15 protein-coding genes are annotated in these 14,344 nt (G+C 56.9%); 13 read left to right on the top strand and 2 right to left on the bottom strand.

The window, feature by feature from the left end; all coding sequences use genetic code 11:
- The coding region (locus tag AC3ZVB_RS26630; protein WP_490148202.1) for a hypothetical protein at positions 1 to 320 on the top strand (320 nt) is incomplete at its 5' end.
- A gap of 60 nt (positions 321 to 380) precedes the next feature.
- Positions 381 to 1,946 (top strand): methyl-accepting chemotaxis protein, encoded by a 1,566-nt coding sequence (locus AC3ZVB_RS26635; protein WP_490148203.1) that lies wholly within the window; start codon positions 381 to 383, stop codon positions 1,944 to 1,946.
- Between the two features lie 144 nt (positions 1,947 to 2,090).
- Here AC3ZVB_RS26635 and AC3ZVB_RS26640 read toward each other — a convergent pair whose 3' ends face one another.
- Together AC3ZVB_RS26640 and AC3ZVB_RS26645 are read right to left on the bottom strand one after the other, a co-directional pair.
- Complete coding sequence (locus AC3ZVB_RS26640) at positions 2,091 to 3,527, bottom strand: hypothetical protein (RefSeq protein WP_490148204.1); 1,437 nt, start codon at positions 3,525 to 3,527, stop codon at positions 2,091 to 2,093.
- A 379-nt stretch (positions 3,528 to 3,906) separates the two neighbouring features.
- Positions 3,907 to 4,584 (bottom strand): alpha/beta family hydrolase, encoded by a 678-nt coding sequence (locus AC3ZVB_RS26645; protein WP_490148205.1) that lies wholly within the window; start codon positions 4,582 to 4,584, stop codon positions 3,907 to 3,909.
- A gap of 95 nt (positions 4,585 to 4,679) precedes the next feature.
- On the opposite strand from AC3ZVB_RS26645, the gene ccoN (AC3ZVB_RS26650) reads away from it, so the two are divergent.
- The 11 genes from ccoN (AC3ZVB_RS26650) to AC3ZVB_RS26700 all read left to right on the top strand — a co-directional run bounded on the left by ccoN (AC3ZVB_RS26650) (position 4,680) and on the right by AC3ZVB_RS26700 (position 14,244).
- Positions 4,680 to 6,104 carry a cytochrome-c oxidase, cbb3-type subunit I gene (ccoN, locus tag AC3ZVB_RS26650; protein WP_162440830.1) on the top strand — a complete coding sequence of 475 codons (1,425 nt, stop codon included), beginning with the start codon at positions 4,680 to 4,682 and terminating at the stop codon, positions 6,102 to 6,104.
- A 10-nt stretch (positions 6,105 to 6,114) separates the two neighbouring features.
- Positions 6,115 to 6,723, top strand: a complete 609-nt coding sequence (gene ccoO, locus AC3ZVB_RS26655; RefSeq protein WP_162440831.1) for a cytochrome-c oxidase, cbb3-type subunit II — start codon at positions 6,115 to 6,117, stop codon at positions 6,721 to 6,723.
- A 21-nt stretch (positions 6,724 to 6,744) separates the two neighbouring features.
- Positions 6,745 to 6,945: a cbb3-type cytochrome oxidase subunit 3 gene (locus tag AC3ZVB_RS26660; RefSeq protein ID WP_162440840.1), complete on the top strand. Its 201-nt coding sequence runs from the start codon at positions 6,745 to 6,747 to the stop codon at positions 6,943 to 6,945.
- Complete coding sequence (ccoP, locus tag AC3ZVB_RS26665) at positions 6,942 to 7,895, top strand: cytochrome-c oxidase, cbb3-type subunit III (RefSeq protein WP_162440832.1); 954 nt, start codon at positions 6,942 to 6,944, stop codon at positions 7,893 to 7,895. Before AC3ZVB_RS26660 ends, ccoP (AC3ZVB_RS26665) begins: the two co-directional genes overlap by 4 nt.
- Positions 7,896 to 8,377: 482 nt before the next feature.
- Positions 8,378 to 9,820 (top strand): cytochrome-c oxidase, cbb3-type subunit I, encoded by a 1,443-nt coding sequence (ccoN, locus tag AC3ZVB_RS26670; RefSeq protein ID WP_162440833.1) that lies wholly within the window; start codon positions 8,378 to 8,380, stop codon positions 9,818 to 9,820.
- The gene (gene ccoO, locus AC3ZVB_RS26675; protein ID WP_009042961.1) at positions 9,820 to 10,428 is read left to right on the top strand and encodes a cytochrome-c oxidase, cbb3-type subunit II; all 609 of its coding nucleotides are present in this window, start codon (positions 9,820 to 9,822) and stop codon (positions 10,426 to 10,428) included. The genes ccoN (AC3ZVB_RS26670) and ccoO (AC3ZVB_RS26675) overlap by 1 nt, the downstream gene beginning before the upstream one ends.
- Before the next feature lie 5 nt (positions 10,429 to 10,433).
- On the top strand, positions 10,434 to 10,619 hold the full coding sequence (locus tag AC3ZVB_RS26680; RefSeq protein ID WP_490148206.1) for a cbb3-type cytochrome oxidase subunit 3: 186 nt from the start codon (positions 10,434 to 10,436) through the stop codon (positions 10,617 to 10,619).
- Positions 10,616 to 11,599, top strand: coding sequence for a cytochrome-c oxidase, cbb3-type subunit III (gene ccoP, locus AC3ZVB_RS26685; protein ID WP_490148207.1), 984 nt, complete (start codon positions 10,616 to 10,618; stop codon positions 11,597 to 11,599). Before AC3ZVB_RS26680 ends, ccoP (AC3ZVB_RS26685) begins: the two co-directional genes overlap by 4 nt.
- A 226-nt stretch (positions 11,600 to 11,825) precedes the next feature.
- Positions 11,826 to 12,065 carry a hypothetical protein gene (locus AC3ZVB_RS26690; protein WP_490148208.1) on the top strand — a complete coding sequence of 80 codons (240 nt, stop codon included), beginning with the start codon at positions 11,826 to 11,828 and terminating at the stop codon, positions 12,063 to 12,065.
- Between the two features lie 212 nt (positions 12,066 to 12,277).
- Positions 12,278 to 13,693 (top strand): cytochrome c oxidase accessory protein CcoG, encoded by a 1,416-nt coding sequence (gene ccoG, locus AC3ZVB_RS26695; RefSeq protein ID WP_162440836.1) that lies wholly within the window; start codon positions 12,278 to 12,280, stop codon positions 13,691 to 13,693.
- A gap of 11 nt (positions 13,694 to 13,704) precedes the next feature.
- Complete coding sequence (locus AC3ZVB_RS26700) at positions 13,705 to 14,244, top strand: FixH family protein (protein ID WP_490148209.1); 540 nt, start codon at positions 13,705 to 13,707, stop codon at positions 14,242 to 14,244.
- The last annotated feature ends 100 nt before the right edge of the window (positions 14,245 to 14,344 follow it).

Consider the following 14,344-nt stretch of genomic DNA (forward strand, 5'->3'; position numbering starts at 1 on the left):
AGCCCGGGCCGAAGAAAAACTTAACGTCGTGTCCGGGATTAGTTGACCACTACATCATCGCGGGCAAGCCTTGCTCCCACAGTACTGCTTGCTCCCGCAGTACCCTTGCTCCCACGGGTTTTGAGTCAGGTGCGGGATTGGGACTGCTGCGCAGTCCAGCGGGAGCAAGCTCCCTCGCCACAGGGAGTTTTGCCTGGGGTCTTGCTGGAGGTTTTACCTGGAGATTTTGCTTGGGGTTTTTGCCCGGTTTTTTTGCCTGGGGTTTTCGCGAGGGCTTTGCCCGGTTTTTCTGTGAACTGGATTCCAGGGTTGAAAAATAAAACTCAATAAATCCGTAACAGCGCCGACACCCTGTCAAAGCCTCACGGATCGAATAAGCCATGCGCAACAACCAGCCCATTACCCAACGCGAACGGACCTTCCCGGCTCAACAGCGGTTGATTTCCACGACCGATGCCAAGGGCGTGATCACTTACTGTAACGACGCTTTTGTCGAGATCAGCGGGTTTTCTCGCGAGGACTTGATCCGTGCGCCGCATAACCTGGTGCGTCACCCGGACGTGCCGGCGGCGGTGTTCGCACACATGTGGAGCACGCTGAAGCAAGGCCTCCCATGGATGGGGATCGTCAAGAACCGTTGCCACAACGGTGATCACTATTGGGTGAACGCCTATGTGACGCCGGTGTTCGACGGCAATCAGGTGGTGGGTTTCGAGTCGGTGCGGGTCAAGCCGACGGCTGAGCAGATTCGCCGTGCCGAGGCGCTGTATCAGCGCATCAATCAGGGCAAGTCGGCGGTGCCGTCCACGGATAAGTGGCTGCCGGTTCTGCAGGATTGGGTGCCGTTCATTCTGATCAGCCAAGTGAGCTTCATGATTGGCGCGTCGCTCAACTCTCATTGGGGTTTTGCGCTCGCTGCCGGTTTGTCTGTGCCGTTGGGTTTGATGGGCTTGAGCTGGCAGCAGCGCGGCCTCAAGCGTCTGTTGCGCCTGGCTGAGCAGACCACGTCTGATCCGTTGATTGCGCAGATGTACACCGACAGTCGCGGGGCTCAGGCGCGTCTGGAGATGTCGATCCTGAGTCAGGAAGCGCGTCTGAAAACCTGCCTGACTCGTTTGCAGGATACAGCCGAGCATCTGACCGAGCAGGCGAAGCAGTCCGACACGTTGGCGCATAAAAGTTCGACGGGGCTGGAGCGTCAGCGGGTTGAGACCGAGCAAGTGGCGACCGCTGTTAATCAGATGGCCGCGACGACTCAGGAAGTCGCCAGCCATGTGCAGCGCACGGCGGATGCGACGCAGGAAGCCAATCGCCTGACTGGTCGTGGTCGTGATATTGCCGGGGAAACCCGTGATGCCATTCAGCGCTTGTCGGTGGTGGTTGGGGAAACCGGGATGACCGTGACTCAGCTGGCCAAGGACAGTGACGAGATCGGCGGTGTGGTGGATGTGATCAAGGGCATCGCTGACCAGACGAACCTGTTGGCGTTGAACGCTGCGATTGAAGCGGCGCGTGCCGGTGAGATGGGTCGTGGCTTTGCGGTGGTGGCGGATGAAGTGCGTCAACTGGCGCAACGCACCAGCGAGTCGACCGGGCAGATTCATGCGTTGATTGCCAAGCTTCAGCAGACGGCCAGTACGGCGGTGCAGACCATGGAGGCCGGGCATCGTCAGGCTGAGGAAGGGGTTGCGCGGGTACTGGAAGCGGATCAGGCGTTGGTGGGGATCAGTGAGGCGGTGGCGAATATTACCGACATGACCACACAGATTGCGGCAGCGACTGAAGAGCAGAGCGCTGTGGCTGAGGAGATCAGTCGCAATATCAGCAATATTTCGTTGCTGGCGGATCAGACTTCTGAACAGGCTCAGCACTCGGCGTTGTTGAGTGAGGAGCTGACGAAGACGGCCAGTACACAGTATTCGCTGGTTGAGCGGTTTAATCGGTAAACAGCAAGAAAAACCAGATGTTTTGAATAATAAAACGCCCAATGCATAGCATTGGGCTTTTAAATAGCTGCTAACAGATTTTCACGGCGACTATCCCTGGCTAATAACACATCCTAACACCACATATGCCTGGCTTAAGCCCCATCAGATAGACTGACTTTGAATCGAAAGCGGCTTGATTTTATAACCTTCAATCAAACCAATTAGACCTGTCTCGACTTCAGACCTGATTTGCGCAGCTTGCAATATGTTCTGCTGCTCCCATCGCCTGATCACCTCCACCCCGAAATACCCGACAAAAGCTTCTTTCCGGCCTTTCATTATTGCAGTGATTTTAGCGGAATTTATATTGTTCTTCTCATCGTTATCTCTGTAAGGGAAATCGGCGGCCCCCATTACCCATTTCTCGGCCAGAAATTTCTCTACTGCTTCATCAGGCAAAACAGACAGCCGATAGGCTATCTCTAAAGCCGGCGAGAAGCTTTTTTCAAACAGAGGCAATCCTTTTGTTTCATACAGCTCCGCCTCCTGCTTTACAAAATCCGTAATAGTCGACAAAAGTGGGCGGCTTCTAGGTATTGTACTTATACCCGCCAGCGAACGCGGAAGCTCACTAGCAAACGTTGAATCCGATCGTTCAAACAAACTGGTGGATTCGAGAGGATTTTCTGGGCGAGCCCCTTTGATCGCCCGATCGAAGCTTTCATTCTTCGAGAGCCCCCCAAATCCTAACGTGCCCGACCCGCCGAAGTCCACGGTCATACCCTTGAACTGTAACTCTTCGTTCCCTTCGGGTAGAAAATATCCAAAATTACAAAAAGAAAAATTAAGAAAATCCCAATTATTGATAAGCCTGGACGCGAAAAAATGTTTCTGCTGCTCGACAACAAGTTCTGTCGGCAGGTATTTATTCAAAGCCTCCAGCACATCAAATTTTATACGGTTTTCCTTTCTGACCTCAGCCAAAACACCCGGTAAATTACGATGACTATTACCAGGGTATTTTGTGTAAATATCATTCAACCTGCTATCAGCAGCTTCATGGGTTTCAACAAGTTTTTTATAACTTTGGAGTTTTTCCTCCTGAACAAAAGATGACGTATGAGTTTCAGCTTTTACTATGAGCCGCTCCATCACGCTTGTATCAAGTAAAAAAGCGCCAAGATCCTTATAGCTCGGTTCTAGCTGCGAGGCGACGCAGGCGAAGCCGGAGACGTCAGAGAATTCAGAAAAATCCGCTCGCGTTTTCTTGCCAAATGAAAAAAAATCTTCACAACCGTTACAGAGCAACATCGCAGGAGCGCCCAACCCCATCATTCTAAATAAACTCCCCATGATCACCTCCTCAGCAGCAACATAGTTACTGTAGAAAGGATTTTTCACCCGATACACATCCCCCTCGAACTCTACGAATTTCGCATCCCGAGTAAACAATGCTCCTCCACTGTCTTTATCTAAGAGCTTGGCATCTTTGAAGCTGACGCCCCCACTTGCGTTCGCTTTTTTATTTTCTGGCAATTGGACCGTACGCAGAGAAAACTCAGTATCCGTATTCACGGAACTCAACAGTTTCGCGGACATAGCGGAAGCTATTCCATCAGTAGAGAGCGATCGCTCCCCCAGAAAATAACTCTGTTCAATTCTCACACCAATCGACCCCTAACTAAAAATCGAAAAATACTTCACCCACCCTGACTTTCAGGGTCTACCCCGCGCACCTGAAAACGTTCGCTCGAGAAAGAGAATTAGACATGGAGCAATACTCAAACTCAAGTTTTTATAGCGACATCCAATAAATTAAAATTAAGAATTTGAGCGGTTTGTGAAAGCTATAAACCAACCATTTGTGCCATACAAACTTCCAACTGAATACATTTACTTAACCCGCCGAACTGAAAAAAAAGCTGCATAACTAATGACCACTCATACACACCTGAGCAATTACCTAACAACTTAAAACTCAAGACAAATAGTTGACGACTTTCATAACAGCCGCCGCCAAATGCTGCTCATGGGTAAACCCCGAAGCCTTCAACGGCTTCAAATCATGATCCCCCGCCGCCAGCCAGAACACTTCGATGTTCGGTGACAGCTCATACCCTTCAACTGCCTCGCGGTTTCCCAGTGCATCCCGTTCGCCCTGCACGATCAGCGTCGGCGTTTTCAATCCCGCCAAATGCTCGACCCGCGGTTTCTCCGGTTTGCCCACGGCATAAAACGGATACCCCAGACACACCAGCGCATCCGCGCCCAGTTCATCCGCCAATAAACTCGCCATGCGTCCGCCCATGGACTTGCCGCCAATGGCCAGCGGCCCAGCGACATGGCGTCGCACCAGGGCATACACCTCGCGCCAGCATTCCAGCAGCTTGGGGGCCGGATTGGGTGGGCGTTTACCCCCATCGAGGCGACGCTGCGCCATGTACGGAAACTCGAAGCGCACAACGTTGATGCCTTGAGCCGCGAGGCGTGCAGCCATGTCGTTCATCCAGGTGCTGTCCATCGGTGCACCCGCGCCATGGGCCAGAATCAAGGTCGCCGAGGCCGGCGTAACGGCCGCATTCCACAACCATCCCTTTTCACGCAGGCACTGCGCCCATTGATCCCCGTCAATACTGGCCTTGTGCTCTTTGTCCATGCTTGCCTCGCTTTTAGTCTGCCTATAACTCCAGGCGAAGGACGCGTTGCTGTTTGCCAGCGCGCTCACTTCGGCTGAACCGTGGATGGGGAACCATGAACACTTCTATCAGTACCGCCTACAACTACAAGGTGGTCCGCCAATTCGCCATTATGACGGTGGTGTGGGGCATCGTCGGCATGGGGCTCGGGGTTTTTCTCGCTGCCCAGTTGGTCTGGCCTGAACTCAACTTCAATTTGCCGTGGACCAGCTTCGGTCGCCTGCGTCCTTTGCACACCAATGCGGTGATCTTCGCATTCGGCGGTTGCGCCCTGTTCGCCAGTTCGTTCTATTCGGTGCAACGCACCTGCCAGACGCAACTGTTCGCCCCGAAGATTGCTGCGTTCTGTTTCTGGGGCTGGCAGCTGGTGATCCTGTTGGCGGCCATCAGCCTGCCGCTGGGTTACACCAGTTCCAAGGAATACGCCGAGCTGGAATGGCCGATCGACATCCTGATCACCATCGTCTGGGTCGCCTACGCCATCGTGTTCTTCGGTACCCTGGTCAAGCGCAAAACCAAGCACATTTATGTGGGTAACTGGTTCTTCGGTGCGTTCATCATCACCGTGGCGATTCTGCACATCGTCAACAACGCCGAGTTGCCGGTGAGCTTCACCAAGTCCTACTCGGCGTATGCCGGCGCGACCGATGCGATGGTGCAATGGTGGTACGGCCACAACGCCGTGGGCTTTTTCCTCACCGCCGGTTTCCTCGGGATGATGTATTACTTCGTGCCGAAACAGGCCGAGCGTCCGGTGTACTCCTATCGCCTGTCGATCGTGCACTTCTGGGCGTTGATCACCCTGTACATCTGGGCCGGTCCGCACCATTTGCACTACACCGCGCTGCCGGACTGGGCACAGTCCCTGGGCATGGTGATGTCGCTGATCCTGCTGGCACCGAGCTGGGGCGGGATGATCAACGGGATGATGACGCTCTCGGGCGCCTGGCATAAGTTGCGCAGCGACCCGATCCTGCGTTTCCTGGTGGTGTCGCTGGCGTTCTACGGCATGTCGACCTTTGAAGGTCCGATGATGGCGATCAAGACCGTCAACGCCCTCTCCCACTACACCGACTGGACCATCGGCCACGTACACGCCGGCGCCCTCGGCTGGGTAGCGATGATTTCCATCGGCGCGCTGTACCACATGATCCCGAAAATCTTCGGCCGGCCGCAGATGCACAGCATCGGCCTGATCAACGCGCACTTCTGGCTCGCGACCATCGGCACCGTGCTCTACATCGCTTCGATGTGGGTCAACGGCATCGCCCAGGGCCTCATGTGGCGCGCAATCAATGAAGACGGCACGCTGACCTACTCCTTCGTCGAAACCCTGGTGGCCAGCCACCCAGGCTTCGTCGTGCGTCTGATAGGCGGTGCGATCTTCTTCAGCGGCATGTTGCTGATGGCTTACAACACCTGGCGCACCGTGCGGGCCTCGCAGCCTGCCGACGTTGCCGCTGCCGCGCAGATGGCCTGAGGAGTCCGCCATGAAACACGAAACAATCGAAAAAAACGTCGGCCTGCTGATGTTGCTGATGGTCCTTGCTGTGAGCATCGGGGGCCTGACCCAGATCGTCCCGCTGTTCTTTCAGGACGTGACCAATAAACCGGTGGAAGGCATGAAGCCCTACACCGCGCTGCAGCTGGAAGGTCGCGACATTTACATCCGTGAAGGGTGTGTGGGTTGTCATTCGCAGATGATCCGGCCGTTTCGCGCCGAGACCGAACGCTACGGGCACTACTCGGTGGCCGGCGAAAGCGTCTGGGACCACCCGTTCCTGTGGGGCTCCAAGCGCACCGGTCCGGACCTCGCACGGGTTGGCGGTCGCTACTCCGAAGACTGGCACCGCGCGCACTTGTACAACCCGCGCAACGTGGTGCCGGAATCGAAAATGCCGGCCTACCCATGGCTGGTGGCCAATCAGCTCGACAGCAGTCACACCGAAACCAAGATCCGCACCATGCGCACCCTTGGCGTGCCGTACACCGACGAGGACATCGCCGGGGCCACGGAATCGCTCAAGGGCAAGACCGAAATGGACGCCCTGGTCGCCTACCTGCAAGTGCTCGGCACTGCCATCAAGAGCAAGAGGTGAGCCATGGCCATGCCCTTTGAAATACTGAGCGTAATGAGCACTGGAATGATCCGCGGCCTGGGCACGGTCGTGGTGTTTATGGCCTTCATCGGCCTGACGCTGTGGGTGTTCAACAGCAAGCGCAGCAAGGCATTTGCCGAAGCCCGCATGCTGCCGTTCGCCGACGAGCCGCAACCTGACAAGACCCCAGAACCTGCAACAACAAGGAGTACCCGGCCATGACCACCTTCTGGAGTACGTGGATCTGCGTACTGACCATTGGCAGCCTGATCGGCCTGACCTGGCTGCTGATCGGCACCCGCAAGGGTGAAACCAAGGGCAGCGTGGACCAGACCATGGGCCACAGCTTTGACGGCATCGAGGAGTACGACAACCCCTTGCCGCAGTGGTGGTTCATGCTGTTCGCCGGCACCCTGGTGTTTGCCGTGGGTTACCTGGTGCTGTACCCCGGCCTGGGCAACTGGAAAGGCGTCCTGCCCGGCTATGAAGATGGCTGGACCGGTGTGCACGAATGGGAAAAGGAGATGGCCAAGGCTGATGCGAAGTTTGGTCCGATCTACGCCAAATTCTCGGCAATGCCCCTGGAAGAAGTCGCTAAAGACCCGCAAGCGCTGAAAATGGGCGGCCGCCTGTTTGCCTCCAACTGCTCGGTTTGCCACGGCTCGGATGCCAAGGGCGCGTTCGGTTTTCCTAACCTGGCGGACAGTGACTGGCGCTGGGGCGGCGACGCCGAGATGATCAAGACCACCATCATGGGCGGTCGCATGGCGGCGATGCCGGCCTGGGGCGAAATCCTCGGCGAAGCAGGCGTAAAGAACGTGGCGGCGTATGTGCGACACGAACTGGCCGGCTTGCCGTTGCCTGAAGACAGCACGGCTGATTTGCAGGCCGGGCAGCAGGCGTTCAGCACCACGTGTGTGGCTTGTCACGGGGCAAATGGTCAGGGCACCCAGGCTATGGGCGCGCCGAACCTGACCCATCCAGCAAGCTTCATCTACGGCACGAGCCTGGCGCAACTGCAACAGACCATTCGCCATGGTCGCCAGGGCCATATGCCGGCGCAGAACGAGTTGCTCGGTAACGATAAAGTGCAACTGCTGGCGGCCTATGTGTACAGCCTGTCCCAAGGTCTGAACACCGAACGCTTGCAAGCTGAAGGCAAACGCGAATAACTCTCGACCGCTCTACTGCCGCATTCACCCGGATGCGGCAGTTCCCTGCCCCTTTGCGACCAAGTGTCGCACCCTCCCTTGGTCCGCCTTTCGGTTCCCCGGATTCGGGTCTAAGCTTCCTCCGATGCGGGCTGGCATGAGCCGGTTCCAGGTCGACCCGACGTGATGCGTTTAACGAATTTGCTCGATGACAGGCCGCAAAGGCTGGTAGATACCGGCTGTCGCGCACATTGCCTCTTGTCACCTGATCGTTGCGTTTGAACACACCCCGTTACATCTGACCTGACCCCCTCACCTGATTCGTCCGCTCCGACATTTTGCCCGTGGGCAATTTTGTCCTTACGCAGCGCATGGAAAGGCCGCAGAATCAGCTTTTGAAAGCATTGACCCAAGTCATGGCGCGTTGCAATGACCCCCCGCTTTCTACATACTTGCGGCCGATTTTTACTCCTAATAAAACACCCAAACCGTGGAACCTTAGAATGAGCACAGCAATCAGTCCGACTGCTTATAACTATAAGGTAGTCCGCCAGTTCGCCATCATGACGGTGGTCTGGGGGATCCTTGGCATGGGGCTCGGTGTCTTCATCGCCTCGCAACTGGTCTGGCCGGAATTGAACTTCGGTCTGGCATGGACGAGCTTTGGACGCCTGCGCCCGCTGCACACCAACCTGGTGATTTTCGCCTTCGGTGGATGTGCACTGTTTGCCACTTCTTATTACGTCGTGCAGCGAACCTGCCAAACGCGACTGATTTCCGACAGCCTCGCGGCCTTCCACTTCTGGGGATGGCAAGCGGTGATCATCGGCGCAATCGTTACCTTGCCGCTGGGTTACACCACCACCAAGGAATACGCCGAACTGGAATGGCCACTGGCTATTCTGCTGGCAGTCGTCTGGATTGTTTATGCGCTCGTGTTCTTCGGCACCATCGTCAAGCGCAAGACCAAGCACATCTATGTGGGTAACTGGTTCTACGGTGCCTTCATCGTCGTGACGGCGATGCTGCATATCGTCAACCACGCCTCCCTGCCGGTCAGCTTCTTCAAGTCCTACTCGGCTTACTCGGGTGCGACGGACGCCATGATCCAGTGGTGGTACGGCCACAACGCGGTAGGTTTCTTCCTGACCACCGGCTTCCTGGGGATGATGTACTACTTCGTTCCGAAGCAGGCCGAACGTCCGATCTACTCCTATCGCCTGTCGATCGTGCACTTCTGGGCGCTGATCACCCTGTACATCTGGGCCGGTCCGCACCACCTGCACTACACCGCACTGCCGGACTGGGCTCAGTCCCTGGGCATGGCGATGTCGATCATCCTGCTGGCTCCGAGCTGGGGCGGCATGATCAACGGCATGATGACCCTGTCGGGCGCCTGGCATAAGCTGCGCACCGACCCGATCCTGCGCTTCCTCGTGGTGTCCCTGGCCTTCTACGGCATGTCGACCTTCGAAGGCCCGATGATGGCCATCAAGACCGTCAACTCGCTGTCGCACTACACCGACTGGACCATCGGCCACGTACACGCCGGTGCTTTGGGCTGGGTTGCGATGATCTCGATCGGCGCCATCTACCACATGATCCCGAAACTGTTCGGTCGCGCGCAGATGCACAGCATCGGCCTGATCAACACGCACTTCTGGCTCGCGACCATCGGTACCGTTCTGTACATCGCTTCGATGTGGGTCAACGGCATCACCCAGGGTCTGATGTGGCGTGCAATCAACGATGACGGCACCCTCACCTACTCGTTCGTCGAAGCGCTGCAAGCCAGCCACCCTGGTTTCATCGTCCGCGCCCTGGGCGGTGCGTTCTTCGCCAGCGGCATGCTGTTCATGGCTTACAACGTATGGCGTACCGTACGTGCCTCGAACCCGGCTGAAGCCGAAGCCGCCGCACAGATTGCTGTAGTTGGAGCTCACTGATGAAGCATGAAGCAGTCGAGAAGAATATTGGCCTGCTGGCCTTCTTCATGGTTATCGCCGTCAGCATCGGCGGCCTGACCCAGATCGTTCCGCTGTTTTTCCAGGATGTCACCAACAAGCCGGTCGAAGGCATGAAGCCTCGTACCGCCCTTGAGCTGGAAGGACGCGACGTCTATATCGCCAACGGTTGTGTCGGCTGCCACTCGCAGATGATCCGCCCGTTCCGTGCTGAAACCGAACGCTACGGCCACTACTCGGTCGCCGGTGAAAGTGTCTGGGACCACCCGTTCCTGTGGGGTTCCAAGCGTACCGGTCCGGACCTGGCCCGTGTTGGCGGTCGTTACTCCGATGACTGGCAGCGTGCGCATTTGTACAACCCGCGCAACGTAGTGCCTGAGTCGAAAATGCCGGCTTACCCGTTCCTCGTGGAAAACAAGCTCGACGGCAAAGACACCGCCAAGAAAATGGAAGTCTTGCGCACGCTCGGCGTCCCTTACACCGACGAAGACATCGCCGGCGCCAAGGATGCTGTGAAGGGCAAAACCGAAATGGACGCGCTGGTGGCCTATCTGCAAGGCCTGGGCACCATCATCAAAAGCAAACGGTGATTTAGATGGATATCGGGATGATTCGTGGCCTGGGCACCGTTGTTGTAATGGTGGCCTTCATCGGTCTGGCGTTATGGGTATTCAGCCCCAAGCGCAAGTCGGAGTTTGAAGACGCGACCTTGCTGCCTTTCGCGGATGATCCCGAAGCCATCAAGCACGTCGAGCAAGCTTCTAGGAGTAACAAAGGATGACTACGTTCTGGAGTCTGTACGTCACAGTCCTCAGTCTCGGCACCATCTTCGCCCTGACCTGGCTGCTGCTGTCCACCCGCAAGGGTCAGCGCGCCGAGCAGACGGAAGAAACGGTTGGCCACTCCTTCGACGGGATCGAGGAGTACGACAACCCACTGCCGAAATGGTGGTTCATGCTGTTCGTGGGCACCATCATCTTCGCGTTGGGTTATCTGGTGCTGTACCCGGGCCTGGGTAACTGGAAAGGCCTGTTGCCGGGGTACAACTACCTCGATAACGAGAAGCAGACCGCGTTCGCCAACGGCCAGACCGGCTGGACTGGCGTTCACGAGTGGGAAAAGGAAATGGCCAAGTCGGACGCCAGGTTCGGTCCGATCTTCGCCAAATTCGCCTCCATGCCGATTGAAGAAGTCGCCAAGGACCCGCAAGCCCTGAAGATGGGTGGCCGTTTGTTCGCCTCCAACTGCTCGGTCTGCCACGGTTCCGACGCCAAAGGCGCTTATGGCTTCCCTAACCTGACCGACGCCGACTGGCGCTGGGGCGGCGAACCGGAAACCATCAAGACCACCATCATGGGCGGTCGTCACGCCGTGATGCCGGCGTGGGCTGAAGTGATCGGCGAGCAAGGCGTTGCGGACGTGGCTGCGTTCGTACTGACCAACCTCGATGGTCGCAAGCTGCCGGAAGGCACCAAGGCCGATCCGGCTGCCGGCCAGAAGCTCTTCGCTGGCAACTGCGTGGCGTGCCACGGTCCGGCAGGTAAAGGCACCCCGGCGATGGGCGCACCTGACCTGACTCACCCGGGCGCGTTCATCTACGGCTCGAGCTTCGCTCAGCTGCAGCAGACCATCCGTTATGGCCGTCAGGGCCAGATGCCTGCGCAGGAACAGCTGCAAGGTAACGACAAGGTTCACCTGCTGGCCGCTTACGTCTACAGCTTGTCTCACGGCGAGAAAGCACCGGCGGCAGACGCTCAGTAACGCTTGATGCAATAAAAAACGGCCCCGCCAATGTGAATTGGCGGGGCCGTTTTGCATTAAGCCTGATGAATTAAAAGCCTCATAAACTGAAACCTTTCTTCAGTAGGCCTGGCCGGGAGACTTCGGTAGCTTGAAATCTCCTGACGACCGACCGACAGATACTTTCTGCCAAGCGGAGTAGTCATGGACAAGGAAGCACCTCATCAATAAACAAGGAGTTCATCACATGACTGATCAACACGACGTCGACACTCAAATCTGCAATACCGCAGATCCCGTTTCGACCGACGAAGCCACCGTGGTCGCGGATGTTTCGCCAGTAGAAGAAAGTACAGCCGCAACACCGACAAATCGTCGCGCCAGCTTTGCTGCCGAACAGCGCACCCCCAGCAAACCTCCGCGCAGTACCGGGGGTGTTGGCGGTTCGGGCGGTATCGATAGCCTGGGCCGAGGATATCTGCCTTGAACGCTGCCCAGGAACGTTCGGCTATAGTCAATTGACCTGCATCATGTTTTGTTACATCTGCTACACCATTCATGATTTTTCCCCAACGCGACCAAAGGTCGCACCCTCGCCCTAGAGCGACAGGCGTATCATTGCGCCACTGCAACACCTCTTTTTGACCGCGGTCGGCATGCACTGACCGCGGCATTTTTCCACTGCCGTGGGATGCAATGATGAGCAACCAGATTCCGGTACACGACGTCACACCGCCTACCAAGAACGCGAACAACAGCGTCGACCTCTACGCCTCTCGAGAAAAGATCTACACACGCGCTTTCACCGGACTGTTCCGCAACCTGCGGATGATGGGCGGTGCCTTGTTGTTCCTGTTGTACTTCGGGACGGTCTGGCTGAACTGGTCGGGCCATCAGGCCGTCTGGTGGAACCTGCCGGAACGTAAATTCTTTATCTTCGGCGCAACCTTCTGGCCTCAGGACTTCATTCTGCTGTCGGGGATTCTGATCGTCAGCGCGTTCGGCCTGTTCTTCATTACCGTGTACGCCGGGCGCGTCTGGTGCGGCTATACCTGCCCGCAAAGCGTCTGGACCTGGATTTTCATGTGGTGCGAGAAGGTCACCGAAGGCGACCGCAACCAGCGCATCAAGCTCGACAAGGCGCCGATGAGCGCCAACAAGTTCATGCGCAAATTCAGCAAGCACGCGATGTGGCTGTTGATCGGTTTCGTCACCGGCATGACCTTTGTCGGTTACTTCTCGCCGATCCGCGAACTGGTCATCGATTTCTTCACCGGCCAGGCTGATGGCTGGTCGTATTTCTGGGTGGGCTTCTTCACCCTTGCCACCTACGGCAACGCCGGCTGGTTGCGCGAGCAGGTGTGCATCTACATGTGCCCGTATGCTCGGTTCCAGAGCGTGATGTTCGACAAGGACACCCTGATCGTGTCCTACGACCCGCGTCGAGGCGAAGCCCGTGGCCCACGCAAGAAAGGCATCGACTACAAGGCCCAGGGTCTGGGCGATTGCATCGATTGCACCATGTGCGTCCAGGTGTGCCCGACCGGCATCGACATTCGCGACGGCCTGCAGATCGAATGCATTGGCTGTGCCGCCTGCATCGATGCCTGCGACAGCATCATGGACAAAATGGACTATCCGCGCGGCCTGATCAGCTACACCACCGAGCACAACCTGTCCGGCCAGAAAACCCATAAACTGCGCCCGCGCCTGATCGGCTATGCCGTGGTGCTGCTGGCGATGATCAGCTTGTTGATCGGCGCGTTCTTCATGCGTTCACTGGTGGGCTTCGACGTCAGCAAGGACCGCGTGCTGTACCGCGAGAACGCCGAAGGCCGGATCGAAAACGTTTACAGCCTGAAGATCATGAACAAGGACCAGCGCGACCACACGTATGTGCTGGAAGCTACCGGTCTGCCGGACCTCAAATTGCAAGGCAAGCGTGAGATCAAAGTCGCCGCTGGCGAGATTTTCAGCCAGCCGGTGGAACTGTCGAGCGCGCCGGAACAACTGCCATCGAGCACCAACGAGGTGAAATTCATCCTCAAGGATGCCGATGACGACAGCGTCCACGTTGAAGCCAAGAGCCGATTCATCGGCCCACAAATTCGTTGAGAGAAATGAACATGCCCGCAACAAACGCCGCAAGTCCTTGGTACAAGCACCTTTGGCCGTGGATCATCATCGCCATCCTGGCCTGCTCGGTGACGTTGACCCTGTCCATGGTGACCATTGCGGTGAATAACCCGGACAACCTGGTCAACGACAACTACTACGAGGCCGGCAAGGGCATCAACCGTTCCCTGGACCGTGAGCTGCTGGCGCAGACCCTGCAACTGCAAGCCAAGGTCCATCTGGATGGCGTCACCGGTGAAGTCGACCTGCACCTGAGCGGTAACAGCCAGCCGAAAACCCTGGAACTCAACCTGATCTCCCCGACCCAGCCAGAGAAAGACCGCAAGATCACCCTGACCCAAAGCGACACCGAACAAGGCCGCTACATTGGCCAGGTGAACGACAAGGTTGAGGGTCGTCGTTTTGTGGAGCTGCTGGGCGTGCAGGATGGAACAACCTGGCGCATGTTCGAGGAAGAACAGGTCAGCCATGACAAGGACCTGCTGCTGGGCGATGAGCCGCTACAGGGCGCCGAAGACCTGAAGAAGTAAACACCCACTGTGGCGAGGGGATTTATCCCCGTTGGGCTGCGAAGCGGCCCCCTGCATTCTTCCAGCCTTATGTTTGCGCACAGGTTTTACGACTGCTTCG

The organism is Pseudomonas sp. MDV22-iso1 (genome assembly GCF_058145095.1).